This is a genomic window from Bradyrhizobium sp. Rc3b (genome assembly GCF_900114915.1).
GTDB lineage: Bacteria > Pseudomonadota > Alphaproteobacteria > Rhizobiales > Xanthobacteraceae > Bradyrhizobium.
In genome coordinates this window covers 584,499-598,068 of record NZ_FOUS01000003.1, presented here as the reverse complement: position 1 = coordinate 598,068, position 13,570 = coordinate 584,499, and the positions used below count along the sequence as shown (strand labels likewise).

Annotated in this window: 11 protein-coding genes; 8 read left to right on the top strand and 3 right to left on the bottom strand. The window is 64.1% G+C overall.

Annotation, left to right across the window (positions count from 1 at the left end):
* Positions 1–27 precede the first annotated feature (27 nt).
* Both BM190_RS09615 and BM190_RS09610 read right to left on the bottom strand, forming a co-directional pair.
* Positions 28–879 (bottom strand): alpha/beta fold hydrolase, encoded by an 852-nt coding sequence (locus tag BM190_RS09615; protein WP_092253829.1) that lies wholly within the window; start codon positions 877–879, stop codon positions 28–30.
* Positions 880–911: 32 nt separating this feature from the next.
* Positions 912–1,487: a TetR/AcrR family transcriptional regulator gene (locus tag BM190_RS09610; protein WP_092254012.1), complete on the bottom strand. Its 576-nt coding sequence runs from the start codon at positions 1,485–1,487 to the stop codon at positions 912–914.
* Between the two features lie 192 nt (positions 1,488–1,679).
* Here BM190_RS09610 and BM190_RS09605 point away from each other — a divergent pair, with 192 nt between their 5' ends.
* Together BM190_RS09605 and BM190_RS09600 are read left to right on the top strand one after the other, a co-directional pair.
* On the top strand, positions 1,680–2,786 hold the full coding sequence (locus BM190_RS09605) for an efflux RND transporter periplasmic adaptor subunit (RefSeq protein WP_092253827.1): 1,107 nt from the start codon (positions 1,680–1,682) through the stop codon (positions 2,784–2,786).
* Complete coding sequence (locus tag BM190_RS09600) at positions 2,783–5,893, top strand: efflux RND transporter permease subunit (protein ID WP_092253824.1); 3,111 nt, start codon at positions 2,783–2,785, stop codon at positions 5,891–5,893. Before BM190_RS09605 ends, BM190_RS09600 begins: the two co-directional genes overlap by 4 nt.
* A gap of 221 nt (positions 5,894–6,114) precedes the next feature.
* Here the strand turns inward: BM190_RS09600 and BM190_RS09595 are convergent, their stop codons facing one another.
* Positions 6,115–7,053, bottom strand: coding sequence for a LysR family transcriptional regulator (locus BM190_RS09595; RefSeq protein ID WP_092253822.1), 939 nt, complete (start codon positions 7,051–7,053; stop codon positions 6,115–6,117).
* A 212-nt stretch (positions 7,054–7,265) separates the two neighbouring features.
* Here BM190_RS09595 and BM190_RS09590 point away from each other — a divergent pair, with 212 nt between their 5' ends.
* The 6 genes from BM190_RS09590 to BM190_RS09565 all read left to right on the top strand — a co-directional run bounded on the left by BM190_RS09590 (position 7,266) and on the right by BM190_RS09565 (position 13,336).
* A complete protein-coding gene (locus BM190_RS09590; protein ID WP_018316997.1) occupies positions 7,266–8,345 on the top strand; it encodes an ABC transporter ATP-binding protein in 1,080 nt (359 codons plus the stop codon).
* A gap of 33 nt (positions 8,346–8,378) precedes the next feature.
* Complete coding sequence (locus BM190_RS09585; protein ID WP_018316998.1) at positions 8,379–9,095, top strand: HAD family hydrolase; 717 nt, start codon at positions 8,379–8,381, stop codon at positions 9,093–9,095.
* Between the two features lie 16 nt (positions 9,096–9,111).
* The gene (locus BM190_RS09580; protein ID WP_177236986.1) at positions 9,112–10,419 is read left to right on the top strand and encodes an NAD(P)/FAD-dependent oxidoreductase; all 1,308 of its coding nucleotides are present in this window, start codon (positions 9,112–9,114) and stop codon (positions 10,417–10,419) included.
* Between the two features lie 22 nt (positions 10,420–10,441).
* Entirely contained in the window at positions 10,442–11,488 is a 1,047-nt protein-coding gene (locus BM190_RS09575) for an ABC transporter substrate-binding protein (protein ID WP_177236985.1), read from the top strand.
* Positions 11,489–11,741: 253 nt separating this feature from the next.
* Positions 11,742–12,554, top strand: coding sequence for an ABC transporter permease (locus BM190_RS09570; RefSeq protein ID WP_092253815.1), 813 nt, complete (start codon positions 11,742–11,744; stop codon positions 12,552–12,554).
* Positions 12,551–13,336, top strand: a complete 786-nt coding sequence (locus BM190_RS09565; protein ID WP_092253814.1) for an ABC transporter permease — start codon at positions 12,551–12,553, stop codon at positions 13,334–13,336. The genes BM190_RS09570 and BM190_RS09565 overlap by 4 nt, the downstream gene beginning before the upstream one ends.
* Positions 13,337–13,570 lie beyond the last annotated feature (234 nt).

Sequence of the window (13,570 nt, the reverse complement as noted above, 5' to 3'; positions counted from 1 at the left end):
AGGAGCGTGCTCTGCTTGATCATGCGCTCATTCTGCGCCCAATATCGCCCGGGCCAGCTCCGACGGGTTCTCGACAGCCGAGAAGTGGCCTGTATTCCTCAGCGTCACCATCTGCGCGTTGGGAATGAGAGACCGTGTGCGCTCGCGCTCGCCGGGCCGGGACCAATCGCTATCGCCATAGATGAGCGTCACCGGCGCCGAGATCTGCCAATAATAGTCGCGGGCCTGGCTCCAGGATCGCCATCCGGCCAACACCTTGCGTGCGGCCCGCTTGTATCCCGCGCGATGGGCCACCTTGTCGAACTCGGCGAGCAGATCGGCCGGCAGCTTGCGCGGGTCGTGATATCCGCCGCCCATGATCTTGCCGAGAACGATCTTGTTTTCGAGTGACGCGTTGATCGCGCCGAGCACCGGCACTTGCAGGCTTCCGATGATGAAGTTCGCGAGCCAGTTGCCACGTCGAAGTCCGTCGCCATAGCGGGTCTCGTAATCGTAAGGATTGATTGCAAAGACCCGCTTCACCCTCTGCGGAAGTGACGCCGCCACCGTGAGAGCCAATGCGCCCCCGATCGACTCGCCGACGAGCGTTACATCCGAGAGGTCTAGCTCCTCGATGAAGCGTATGACTGCCTGCCTGAAATAGGGCTCGTTGAAGCTTGCGTCCGGATCGATCGGTGAGTGTCCGTGGCCGGGCAGATCGATGGCGTATACCGTGTGCGATCGTGCGAGCAGAGGCGCAAGGCTGCGGAAATACTCGAGCTGCGTCCGGATCGTATGGATGAGGAGTAGCGGAGGCCCGCTGCCAGTCTTGTGAAAACGCACACTGAGCCTCTCCGATAATTTGAGCAAGCTCGGCCCGGCTTCGCTCACGTCAAGCATCCGGTCTCTCCATGTTTCGAGGGGGCAGTCGTTCAAGCGGCGGCGGCTTCACGGACCAGCGCGGCTGCGGCATCGAGAAGGGCCCGTGCGAGGTCTGTGTCGTTGACCGCGCGCGCCAGCGTCACGGCGCCGACCATCGTCGCGAGAATGGCCATGGCCTTGTCTCTCGACCCCTTGCCTTCCTTGGCGATGAAGCGGCCGAGCACGTCGAGATGGGCCTTGATGCCCGCTTCGAACTCGGCCTTGACGTCGGGGCCCTGCCGGGCGGCATCCGAGCCGAGGGCCACGATCGGACAGCCTTCCATTCTCTCTTCGCGATGATCTGCGCTGAGATAGAATCCGATCACTGCGCTGAGCGGATCGTCAGGATTGCGTGCGGCCGCGTCCGACCATCGGGTGGAAGCGCTCTCCAACGCTCGCTTGGAGGCCTCGACCGCCAAGTCCTCCTTGGACGCGAACTGCTTGTAGAAGGCGCCCTGGGTGAGCCCGGCCCCCTCCATCAGATCCTTGAGCCCAATGCCGTCAAAGCCGCGCTCCCTGAAGAGGCGACTTGCCACATTGATCACGGTTTGGCGGTTCTCCGCGGCTTGAACGCGACTGACGCGCATCATGCTCCTCCATTTGGATTTCAGTCGAAATCTATGCCCAATATAGATTTCGAACGACATCTATCAAGTTGCCCTCGGACGCGCCCCTGGCTTCCTGAGATCACGTTTCCGTCAGGACGCAAATTTAGATTGTGATCGAGCTCTAAGTCAATATAGAGTTCGAACGAAATCTAAATCCCAGAGGAGACCGTCATGAAAAGGGGTGTTGCCGTGTTGGCCGGTATTATGATCCCGGCGGGGGTGGCCACGTTCGTCAGTCTTGGCATTTTCGCCCCCAACGCCTCTGCCGTGAGCGACCCGAGACAGGAGCCGCCGATGGTCAGCCTGGCGACGGCCACGCGGGTGAGCGGATCCGACCGCGGGTTCACGGGCACCATCGGCGCGCGGGTGGAGAGCAATCTCGGCTTTCGCGTCGCCGGCAAGATCGTCGAGCGGCTGGTGAATGTCGGTGAGCAGGTCAAGGCCGGGCAGCCGCTGATGCGGATCGACGAGACCGACCTCCGCCTTGCGCTCGCGGCAAAGCGCAACGCTGTCGCCGCAGCGCGCGCAGTCGTCGTGCAGACGGATGCGGATGAGCGTCGATACGCCAACCTGGTCAACGACGGATGGACGTCCAAGCAGCGCTACGAGCAGGCGAAGGCCGCCTCGGACACAGCCAAGGCGCAACTCGCCGCGGCCGAAGCCGAGGCAGGGGTCGCGGAAAATCAGGCGACCTATTCCATCCTGGTGGCAGACGCGGACGGCACGGTCACGCAAACGCTTGGCGAGCCCGGCCAGGTGGTCTCGGCCGGCCAGACGGTCGTTCGGCTTGCGCAGTCCGGGCCTCGCGAAGCCGTGGTGGCGCTTCCCGAAACGATCCGGCCGGCCATCGGCTCGCTCGCCGAGGCCAGCCTGTATGGCAGCGATGGACGCCGTTACGCGGCGCATCTGCGCCAATTGTCGAACTCTGCTGACGCGCAGACCCGGACTTACGAGGCCCGCTACGTGCTCGGCGGCGAGGCGGCAGCAGCACCGCTCGGCGCGACAGTCACCATTCGGCTCGCAAGCCAGGACAGTCAGTCGGAAGTCCAGGTGCCGCTGGGCGCCGTGCTCGATGATGGCAGGACCACCGGCGTCTGGGTGTTCGACAGCGCCAACTCGACTGTACACTTTCGCCCCATCAAGCTTCTGCGCGTGACCAGCGAAGCGGCAATCATCTCTGGATCGAGCTCCAGTGACCCCATTGTGTCCCTCGGCGCTCACCTCCTGCACGAGGGCGCCCGCGTCAGGACCGTCACTGACGGCGGGAGCAAATCATGAGCTTCAATCTTTCCGCGGTCGCCGTTCGCGAGCGCGCCGTGAGCCTGTTCTTCATCATGCTGCTGGCGGCCGCAGGCGCCTACGCCTTCTTCATGCTCGGACGGGCCGAGGACCCGTCCTTCACCATCAAGACGCTCACGGTCACCACGGTATGGCCCGGTGCGACGGCACGCGAGATGCAGGACCAGGTCGCCGAACCCCTGGAGAAGCGGATTCAGGAGCTGACCTGGTACGACCGGGTCGAGACGACCACGCGGCCGGGTTATGCCTACATGACGGTGACGCTGAAGGACAGCACGCCGCCATCGAGCGTGCAGGAAGAGTTTTATCAGGCGCGCAAGAAGCTCGGGGATGAAGCGCGCAAGCTGCCGGCCGGCGTGCTCGGCCCCTTCGTCAACGACGAATATTCGGACGTGAGCTTCGCACTCTATGCCCTCAAGGCGAAGGGCATGCCGATGCGTGAGCTCGCCAGGAAGGCGGAGGTGATCCGCCAGGACCTGCTGCACGTGCCCGGCGTCAAGAAGATCAATATCTTCGGCGAACGTCCCGAGCAGATCTTCGTGGAGTTTTCCTATCCCAAGCTGGCAACGCTCGGCGTGTCGGCACAGGATATCGTTGCCGCCCTGCAGCGGCAGAATACGGTGACTCCGGCAGGTTCGATCGACACAAGCGGGCCGCAGGTCTTCATCCGGGTCGACGGCGGCTATGACAGCGTGCAGGCGATCGCCGACACGCCGATCGTTGCGGCGGGACGAACCTTGAAGCTGTCCGACATCGCCGAGGTCCGCCGCGGCTACGAGGATCCGCCCACCTACATCATCCGGCACCAGGGTGAGCCCACGATCATGCTCGCGGCAGTGATGCAGGAGGGCTGGAACGGCCTGGCGCTCGGCAAGGCATTGGAAGAGAGGTCCGCTGCCATGGCGCGGACACTGCCGCTCGGGATGACGCTCGACAAGGTGACCGACCAGGCCGTGAACATCACCTCCGCGGTCGACGAGTTCATGATCAAATTCGCAATGGCGCTCGCAGTGGTGCTGCTGGTCAGCCTGCTCAGCCTCGGCTGGCGCGTGGGAATCGTCGTGGCTGCAGCGGTCCCTCTGACGCTGGCCGTCGTGTTCCTCATCATGCTGGAAACGGGCCGGTTCTTCGACCGCATCACGCTCGGTGCTCTCATCCTCGCGCTTGGCCTGCTCGTGGACGACGCCATCATCGCCATCGAGGTGATGGTGGTGAAAATGGAAGAGGGCATGGACCGCCTCAGTGCGGCGGCCTACGCATGGAGCCACACCGCGGCGCCGATGCTCTCGGGCACACTGGTGACGATCGCGGGATTCCTGCCGGTGGGTTTCGCGCGCTCGACGGCCGGCGAATATGCCGGCAACATCTTCTGGGTCGTCGGGTTCGCTCTCATCGTCTCCTGGATCGTTGCGGTGATCTTCACGCCTTATCTTGGCGTCAAGATGCTGCCTGCGATCAAGCCCGTCGAAGGCGGCCACCACGCGATCTACGACACGCCGAACTACCGGCGTTTGCGGCGGCTCATCACCTTCGCCGTGCGCCACAAGTTCCTGACCTGCAGCCTCGTCGTGATCGCTTTCGCGCTGTCCGGCCTCGGCATGGGCGCGGTCAAGCAGCAGTTTTTCCCGACGTCGGATCGCCCCGAGGTTCTCGTGGAGGTTCGCCTGCCGGAAGGCACCAGCATCGAGACGACGACCGCCGCGGTCGAGAAGCTCGAAGGCTGGTTGCATGATCAGCCCGAAGCGAAGATCGTCACCAGCTATGTCGGTCAGGGCGCGCCCCGCTTCTTCTTTGCGATGGCGCCGGAGCTCCCCGATCCGGCCTTTGCCAAGATCGTCGTGCTGACGCCTGACGCCGAGGCGCGCGAGGCCTTGAAGCACCGGCTCCGGGAGGCCGTGTCACACGGTCTTGCCCGGGAAGCGCGCGTGCGCGTCACCCAGCTCGTCTTCGGACCCTACACGCCGTTCCCGGTGGAGTTTCGGGTGATGGGCCCGGATCCCGCAAAATTGTACGCGCTCTCTGAAAAGGCCGTCGAGGTCATGCGTGGCGTTCCCGACGTGCGACAAGCCAATCGCGATTGGGGCAATCGCACACCCGTGCTCCGCTTCATTCCGGATCAGGATCGGCTGAACCTCATCGGCCTCTCGCCGGCGGAAGTCGGGCGGCAGCTCCAGTTCCTCCTCACCGGCATCGCCGTCACGCAGGTCCGCGAGGACATTCGCAATGTCCCGATCGTGGCGCGCAGCGCCGGCGGCGAGCGGCTCGATCCGGCACGGCTCGCCGACTTCTCGCTGACGAGCCGGGACGGCCGTCTGATTCCGCTCGACCAGATCGGCCATTCGGAAGTCCAGCTCGAAGAGCCGATCCTGAAGCGCCGCGATCGCACCCCGGTCATCACGATTCGTTCGGACATCAATGAGGCGACCCAGCCTCCTGAGGTCTCCAAGGACATCGTGAAAGCGCTTCAGCCGCTGATCGCATCGCTTCCGGCCGGCTATCGCATCGAGACCGGCGGCTCGATCGAGGAGGCGACGAAGGCCAATGACGCGCTGGCGACCATCTTTCCCGCCATGATCGCCGCAACGCTGATCGTCATCATGCTTCAGGTCAGATCATTCTCGATGATGGCCCTCGTCATGCTGACCGCACCGCTCGGTCTCGTCGGCGTCGTGCCTGCGTTGCTGATCTTCAACCAGCCGTTCGGATTCAACGCGATCCTGGGACTGATCGGACTGGCCGGGATCCTGATGCGCAATACCCTGATCCTGACCGAACAGATCAAGGAGAACCGCGCGGCAGGCCTCGACGATTACCACGCCGTCATCGAAGCCACGGTGCAACGCACGAGGCCCGTGATCCTGACCGCACTTGCCGCCGTGCTGGCGTTCATCCCCCTCACACACTCCGTCTTCTGGGGATCGATGGCCTATACCTTGATCGGCGGCACGGCAGTCGGCACGGTGCTGATCCTGCTCTTCCTGCCCACGCTCTATGCCGCGTGGTTCCGGATCAAGCCGACTGCGGATGAGAGCCATGAGAGCGCGACGGACAAACCCGAGGTGCGAACGGCAATGGCTGCGGAGTAGGGCGATCTGATCAGCTCGCGAGGAGCCTGGCGTCTTCCGATCGCGGCAAGAGAGCTTCGATCCGAACGGTGTCTCGGACGCTCAAGCGGCGTAACGCGGCGCCCGCCTTCGCCCTCAGGGCTTCGGCGCGGCAGCCCCGCGGAACACAGTGACCGTCTCAAGTAGATCTCTACGGCACGTCTAGATCTTGCAAGTTGGGGCGTCACTAACCTGCCTTCGGTTCAGTAGCACGCAGCCATCAATCCAAGTGGTGGGTACTGCCGATCGATTGCCACTAGCTCATCCCGCATCTGTACGATGATCCAATCCCGGATCTCAGCAGCGATCGGGCGCATCGGCCGGTTGCGCGGCGGCAGGAATTCGCACACGCGGCGCGTGGTGGTCAGACGGTCGGAGGCCGGCACAAGCGCGCCGGTGAGCAGCCAGTGCGAGGCGACCGTCAACCATCCGAGCGCGATGCCCTGGCCGAGCAGGGCGGCCTGCACCACGACGGCATAATCGGTGAAGCTCAGCGCCTTGGCCGCGCCGCGGCGTCCGGTGAGGAGCGATGCGTAATCTGCGGCCCAGTCGCCCGGCGTCTCGGCGAGGCGGATGATGGTGTTGCTCTCGGTGGGATCGGTTTCCCCGAGATAGGTTGGGCTGCACATCGGCAGCATGACTTCCTTCATCACGAGCGTGCCGCCCGACGACGGCTCGTCGCGATCGCGAAAGCGCATGCCAAGGTCGACATTCTCCACCGGCCCGCGCAACGCGCCGGAGATGAGTTGGAAGCGCAGATCGACCTGCGGAAACTGCTTCTGCAGCTTGTCGATGCGCGGCATCAGCCAGTGCGTGGTGAAGGCGGAGGACACCGACAGCGTCACCGTTTCGGTGCCCTTGCGGCGGCGCTCGATCTCGACGAGGCCGGTCTCGATGCTGCGAAAGCCTTCGAGCACGCGGCGATACAGAAGCTCGCCTTCCTCGGTGAGCACCGCGCGGCCCGCCTTGCGATCGAACAGGCGGACGCCGAGATGCTCCTCGAACTGGCCGAGCATGCGGCTCACCGCGGGTTGCGTGACGTTCAATTCAGCGGCTGCGGCCGTGAAGCTGCCGTTGCGCGCCGCTGCGTCAAAGACGAAGAGGGCGTTGCTGGAGGGCAGCATCCGGCGTAGCTCAGGCATAACGTCATGTTATGAGCGCGGTGAGAATTTGGCAATTGCCGAGTTTTGCCAAGTCTGGTGTCATTGGCATCACAGCCTAAAGACAGGACTTACGGGAGAAGAGATGGTGCGGTGCACGCTTCGAGCGTGAGTGCGTCAACTCCCCTGTCTATAAAGCAGGCTTATGGCGTGCAGTGAGGCACGCCATTGCAGGGACGAGGCGAGGTCGATCGTTGGACAAACGAGCGGAAAGCGTCGAGATCAGATCCGCGAGCAAGGCCTATGGCCCGGTTCGCGCCCTCGATGACGTCTCCCTCAATGTCGGCGCCGGCGAGTTCGTCTCGCTGCTCGGTCCCTCCGGTTCCGGCAAGACCACGCTGCTCGGCATTTTGGGCGGCTTCATCATCCCGACGTCGGGCGCAATTCTCTTCGGTGGTCGCGACGTCACCTGGATGCCGCCGCACAAGCGCGATATCGGCGTGGTCTTCCAGAACTACGCGCTGTTCCCGCATATGAGCGTCGGCGAGAACGTCGCCTTTCCCTTGCGTGCACGGCGTCTGCCGAAGGTGATCTGGCCCGACAAGGTGCGCGCGGCGTTGTCGATGGTCGGCCTTGCCGGCTACGAGGAGCGCGGCATCGCGCAGCTCTCCGGCGGCCAGCGGCAGCGCGTCGCGCTCGCGCGCGCGATGATTTTCGAGCCGCGGCTGATCCTGATGGACGAGCCGCTCTCGGCGCTGGACAAGCAGCTGCGCGAGACCATGCAGATCGAGCTGCGCGCGCTGCACAAGCGCATCGGTGCCACCATCATCTACGTCACCCACGACCAGCGCGAGGCGCTGACCATGAGCGACCGCGTCGCGGTGATGAAGGACGGCCGCCTGATCCAGATCGACGAGCCCGAGCGGCTGCACGATCATCCCGCCGACTCCTTCGTCGCAAGCTTCATCGGCGAGGCCACGATGCTGCCGGTGCGCCGCGTCGACGCCTCCAGCGTCGCGCTCGGCAACGCGCTGCTGCGCAGCGCCCGCGCCATTCCCACAGGCGATGCGCTGATGCTGGCCGTGCACAGCGAAAAACTGCTGATCGACGATGGTGCGCAGGATGCCGCCTGCAACCGGCTCACGGCTACGGTCACCGACATCGTTTATCAGGGCGAGAGCCTGCGCATCTTTCTGGCGCTTGCCGACGGCGTCGCGCTCAGCCTGCGACAGCCGAGCTATCACCAGGCCTACAGCCGCATTCCGCCACTCGGCGGCAGCCTCACCGTCACCCTTCACCCCGAGGACACCATCATCGTGCCCCGGGTGGACTGAACCCTAGCCTGTCTAACCTGAGAGAAAAACGACATGTCGACCCAAGCCGCGTTCAGCAATTTCAAGGTCCTCACCTTCGACGTCGTCGGCACCTTGATCGATTTCGAAACCGGCGTGATCAACGCAGTGCGCAAGATCTCGGGCAAAACGCCGGCCGAGCTCAGCGACGATCAGATTTTCGAGCCCTACAAGCGCGGCCGCGACATGCACTACGAGCGCTCGAGCGAGGCGATGTTCCACGTCTATCGCCATCTCGCCAAGGAGCTCGGCCTGCCGTCTGACGACGCGTCGTGCGATGTCTTCCAGCTCTCGGTGCTGCGCTGGGGACCATTCGTGGACTCAGTCGAAGCACTGAAGCGGTTGCGCACGAAATTCCGGCTGGTGGCGATGACCAATGCGGACCGCGTCGCGCTCTCGTGTTACGCGCATGCGCTCGGCAATCCCTTCGACGACACCGTCTGCGCCGACGACACCGGGGTGGCAAAGCCCAATCCAGAGTTCTTCGCTTACAACAAGGGGCGTCAGTCCGCCTTCGGCTACAAGCAGTCCGACATTCTGCATGTCGCGCAGAGCCAGTACCACGACATCGGCATCGCGCGGAAGCTGGGCTACAAGGTGTGCTGGATCGAGCGCCGCCAGGGCATTGCCGGTTTTGGTGGCACGCCCGCGGTGGAGACACTAACCAAGCCGGACTTCCATTATCCGACCTTGAAGGCACTGGCCGACGCAGCGATCGGGCCGGCGGCATAAATCCGTGAGCGCGGGCATGACACGGGACTGGAGCGCGCAGCCATCGGTCAACTCGCTGTGGGAAGCCACGGCGGAGCCGGCGCGCGATTGTCCCGTGCTGTCGGGCGAGCATCAGGCCGATGTGGTGATCATCGGCGCGGGCTATACCGGGCTCTCCGCCGCGCACCATATCGCCAAGAGCGGGCTCGCACCGATCGTGCTCGAGGCCAACCGCCCCGGCTGGGGCGCGAGCGGGCGCAACGGTGGCGTGATCACCGCAAAGTTTCGCCTATCGTTCCGCGAGATCGACGCCGTGCACGGCCGCGCGATGGCAAAGCGCATGTACGAGATCGCTCATGAATCGACCGACATGGTCGAGGAGCTGGTGTCCGAATTCGGTATCACCAGCGCAAACCTGACGCGCACCGGCCAGGTCAAGGCTGCCCACAACGAGACGACGCTCAAGGCGGCGATCGACGAAGCCAACTGGATGACGCGCGAGATGGGCTCCGCCGAGGTCCGCATCCTCGACAGAAGCGGCGTGCGCGAGGAGACCGGCTCCGACATTTTCGTCGGCGGCGTGCTCAATCCCGGCTCGGGCGGGATCCATCCGCTGAACTATCTGCGCGGCCTCGCCGATGGCGTGGCGCGCCGCGGTGTTCCGATCTTCCAGGAATCTCCGGTCGTCAAGCTGCGGCGCGAGAACGGCGGCATCGTCGCCGAGACGCCGCAAGGCGCGGTGCGCGCGAAACAGGCGATCATCGCGACCAACAGCTATTCGGATTTGACCGGCGCGACCGCGCGTCTGCAGCGCACGCTGATCCCGTTCCGCAGCGCCATGGTGGCGACCGAGCAGCTGCCGCGCAATCTCGCTGGCAAGCTGATGCCGACGGGACGGACCTACACCGAGACCAAGCGCATGATGCGCTGGTTCCGCATGGTCGGCAATCGCGTGATCTTCGGCGGGCGCGGCGCATTCGGCAAGCAGGACTCCCAGGCCGCGTTCGACGCGCTGCGCAAGGCGATGGTCAGCATCTTCCCTGATCTGGCCGAGGTCCCGCTCGCATACAAATGGTCGGGCCTCGTCGCGATGACGCTGGATTCGGTGCCGCATATCGGCCGGCTCGACGACCGCACGCTGGTCTCGCTGGGCTACAACGGAGCAGGTGTGGCGATGTCGAGCCTGATGGGCCGCTATCTCGCCGCCTTCGTGCGCGGCGAGAGCCCCGACGTCGCCCTGCTCGATGTCAGTCGCATGAAGACCATTCCGTTCTATCCGCTGCGCGAGCCCGCCGTGCGCATGGTCGCCGGCTGGTACCAGTTTCTGGATGCGATCGGTCAGTGAGAAGTCTTTGGAGGAGGCGAGGATGACGATGAAGCAGAAGTTTGGACTGGGCTGCGCGCTGCTGGGCGCAATCGGATTGACCAATGCGGCCGATGCCGCCGAGCAGATCACCTTCGTCTCGCAGGGCGGCGCCTACCAGCAGGCGCAGACGGTGGCGATCCTGGATCCCTCCGCCAAGAAGCTCGGCATCACCATCAACCAGGATTCCATTCCCGACGCCTGGCCCGCGATCAAGACCCAGGTCGGCAGCGGCAAGCCGATCTGGGACGTCGTCGACACCCCGACCGGCAACTGCCTGCGCGGCGGCGAGCAGGGGCTGATGGAGAAGCTCGACTTCTCGAAGATCCCGAACGGCGCGGCGATGCCGGAGGCGTATCGCAGTCCCTATTCGGTCTCCTATGAGTTCTATTCCAGCGTGCTGGCCTACAGCCAGAAGACGTTCCCGAAGGACGCGCCGAGTAGCTGGGCCGATTTCTGGGACGTCAAGAAATTTCCGGGCCGCCGCGCGCTGCGCAACCACCCGTTCGCAACGCTCGAGGCCGCGCTGATGGCCGACGGTGTTGCGCCCGACAAGCTCTATCCGCTCGATGTCGACCGCGCCTTCAAGAAGCTGGAGGAGATTAAGCCGCACATCACGGTGTGGTGGACCTCGGGTGCGCAGTCGGCGCAGCTGCTCAACGACGGCGAGATCGACATGGAGATGGCCTGGAACGGCCGTGTCAGCGCGGTCGCCAAGGAAGGCGCCAAAGTCTCCTTCACCTACAACCAGGGCATTTTGCAGAGCACCTCGCTCTGCATCCTCAAGGGCGCGCCGAATCTCGCCACGGCGGTGAAATTTCTCAACGAGGCCGTCGATCCCGTGCACCAGGCCAACCTTCCACTCCACATCGACTACGGCCCGGGCAATCCAAAGGCTTTCGAAACAAATGTGATCAAGCCCGAGCGTGCCGCGCAATTGCCGAGCGAGCCGGCGAATGCAGCGAAGCAGGCGCTGATGTCCTACGCCTGGTGGTCCTCGCCCGCCGGCGAGGCGGCCGAGAAGCGCTGGGCGTCGTTCATGCAGAAGTGAGCGAAGTCGTGATGAGCGCAAGTGTTGCCACAGCCGATGCTGCGCTCCCTCCCCCGCTTGCGGGGGAGGGTTGGGGAGAGGGTGTCTCGGCAACGAAGATTCCCCCAGGGGACCGAACCCTCACCCGGATCGCTTTCGCGATCCGACCTCTCCCGCAAGCGGGAGAGGTGCAACAACTGACACCGACGAGGCGGCGTTGACGATATCAGAGCCAGATCGATCGCAAAGGCATCAGCGCCGCGAGCACGGCCTGATGCTGGCGCTGGTGTCGCCGGCGCTGCTGGTGATTCTGGCGCTGATCGTGCTGCCGGTCGGCTGGCTCGCCTGGCAGTCGATCTATCATGACGGCTTCACACTGGAGAATTATCGCCGCGTCTTTACCGAGGACGTCTACTGGCGCAGCTTCGCACTGACCTTCGAGATCAGCCTCGCGGTCACATTGATCGCGCTGCTGCTCGGCTATCCCGTGGCTTATCTTGCCAACGCGTTGCCGAAAGGCTGGAGTATCCTCATCCTGTCGCTGGTGGTGCTGCCGTTCTGGACCAGCGTGCTGGTGCGCGCCTATGCCTGGCTGGCGCTGCTGCAGCGCACCGGCGTGATCAACCAGTTCCTGCGCTATCTCGACGCCATCTCCGAGCCGCTCGCGCTGGTCCACAACACCTTTGGCACGGTGGTCGCGACCGTGCATATCCTGCTGCCCTTCATGGTGCTGCCGCTCTATGCCGCCATGCAGAAGATTCCGAACGACCTGATGCAGGCCGGCGCCAGCCTGGGCGCGAGCCCGTCGCTGACCTTCTTCAGGGTCTTCCTGCCGCTGTCGTTTCCGGGCGTGCTCGCCGGCTGCACCATGGTGTTCGTGCTCTGCCTCGGCTTCTACATCACGCCGGAGCTGCTCGGCGGCGGCCGCACCGTGATGGTGTCGATGCTGGTGAGCCGCAATGTCGAGCTCTACAACCAGTTCGGCGCGGCGAGCGCCGTCGCGGTGGTGCTGCTTCTCAGCGTGCTCGCAATCTTCTTTGTCGTCAGCCGCTTCATCTCGCTCGATCGTGTGCTGGGGCAGAAATGACGCGCATCTCTCCCGCACGTATTGCCCTCTACGTGATCAGCGCGCTGGTGCTGGTCTATCTGATCCTGCCCGTGCTGATCATCGCGCCGATCTCGTTTTCCAGCGCGCGCTTCCTGACTTTCCCGCCACCGTCGTTCTCTACGCGTTGGTACCAGCAGTATTTTTCGAATCCGGCCTGGATGCAGGCGACGCGGGTGACGCTGACGGTCGGGTTGCTGACCGTGGTGATCGCAACCCCATTGGGGGTAGCCGCCGCCTATGCCATCAGCCATTCAAAACTGCGGATCATGCGCGTGATCCACATTGCGCTGTTGCTGCCGCTGGTGGTGCCGATCATCATCACCGCGGTCGGCATCTTCTTTCTCTACGCCAAGGTCGGCCTGGTCGCGACCATGCCCGGCCTCGTGCTGGCGAATGTGATGCTGGGATTGCCCTATGTCGTCATCTCGGTGCTGGCGGGCCTGCAGAGCTTCGATCCCGCGCAGGAGATGGTGGCGCGGAGCCTCGGCATGAACCGCCTGCGCAGCTTCTTTGCGGTGACGCTGCCGCAGATCAAGTCCAGCGTGGTCGCCGGCGGCATCTTCGCCTTCATCTCGGCGATGGACGAGACCATCGTCGCGCTGTTCATCTCCGGCGGGCAATATCAGCCGCTGACCAAGCGCATGTTCACCGCGCTCCGCGACGAGATCGATCCGACCATTGCCGCGATCTCGACACTGATGACGGCGGCTTCCTTCGTGCTGGTGCTGCTCGCAACTGGGCGACGCCGTAGGAATGCCTGACGTATCGCGAATATGGCACCAGAGCTAACGCATGGCGAAATGCCCGAGGCCAACGACTTCAGCAGCCTGTTGCTGGAGTAGGAATTACACCATCCGCAAATTTGCGGCTGCGGGGCATCGGTATCGAGGGACGTCCAGGCGCCGTACGTCCTGGCCGGTTTGCCGAGTCCAAAAGGATTGGACATCGCCAATCTGCACGTTCCGCTTGCAGGTTCGCAACCATCGAGTGGCCGT

Coding starts and splice junctions, on each gene's coding strand:
- BM190_RS09615 (WP_092253829.1), bottom strand. CDS start 879: ATGCTTGACGTGAGCGAAGCCGGGCCGAGCTTGCTCAAATTATCGGAG.
- BM190_RS09610 (WP_092254012.1), bottom strand. CDS start 1,487: ATGCGCGTCAGTCGCGTTCAAGCCGCGGAGAACCGCCAAACCGTGATC.
- BM190_RS09605 (WP_092253827.1), top strand. CDS start 1,680: ATGAAAAGGGGTGTTGCCGTGTTGGCCGGTATTATGATCCCGGCGGGG.
- BM190_RS09600 (WP_092253824.1), top strand. CDS start 2,783: ATGAGCTTCAATCTTTCCGCGGTCGCCGTTCGCGAGCGCGCCGTGAGC.
- BM190_RS09595 (WP_092253822.1), bottom strand. CDS start 7,053: ATGCCTGAGCTACGCCGGATGCTGCCCTCCAGCAACGCCCTCTTCGTC.
- BM190_RS09585 (WP_018316998.1), top strand. CDS start 8,379: ATGTCGACCCAAGCCGCGTTCAGCAATTTCAAGGTCCTCACCTTCGAC.
- BM190_RS09580 (WP_177236986.1), top strand. CDS start 9,112: ATGACACGGGACTGGAGCGCGCAGCCATCGGTCAACTCGCTGTGGGAA.
- BM190_RS09575 (WP_177236985.1), top strand. CDS start 10,442: ATGACGATGAAGCAGAAGTTTGGACTGGGCTGCGCGCTGCTGGGCGCA.
- BM190_RS09570 (WP_092253815.1), top strand. CDS start 11,742: ATGCTGGCGCTGGTGTCGCCGGCGCTGCTGGTGATTCTGGCGCTGATC.
- BM190_RS09565 (WP_092253814.1), top strand. CDS start 12,551: ATGACGCGCATCTCTCCCGCACGTATTGCCCTCTACGTGATCAGCGCG.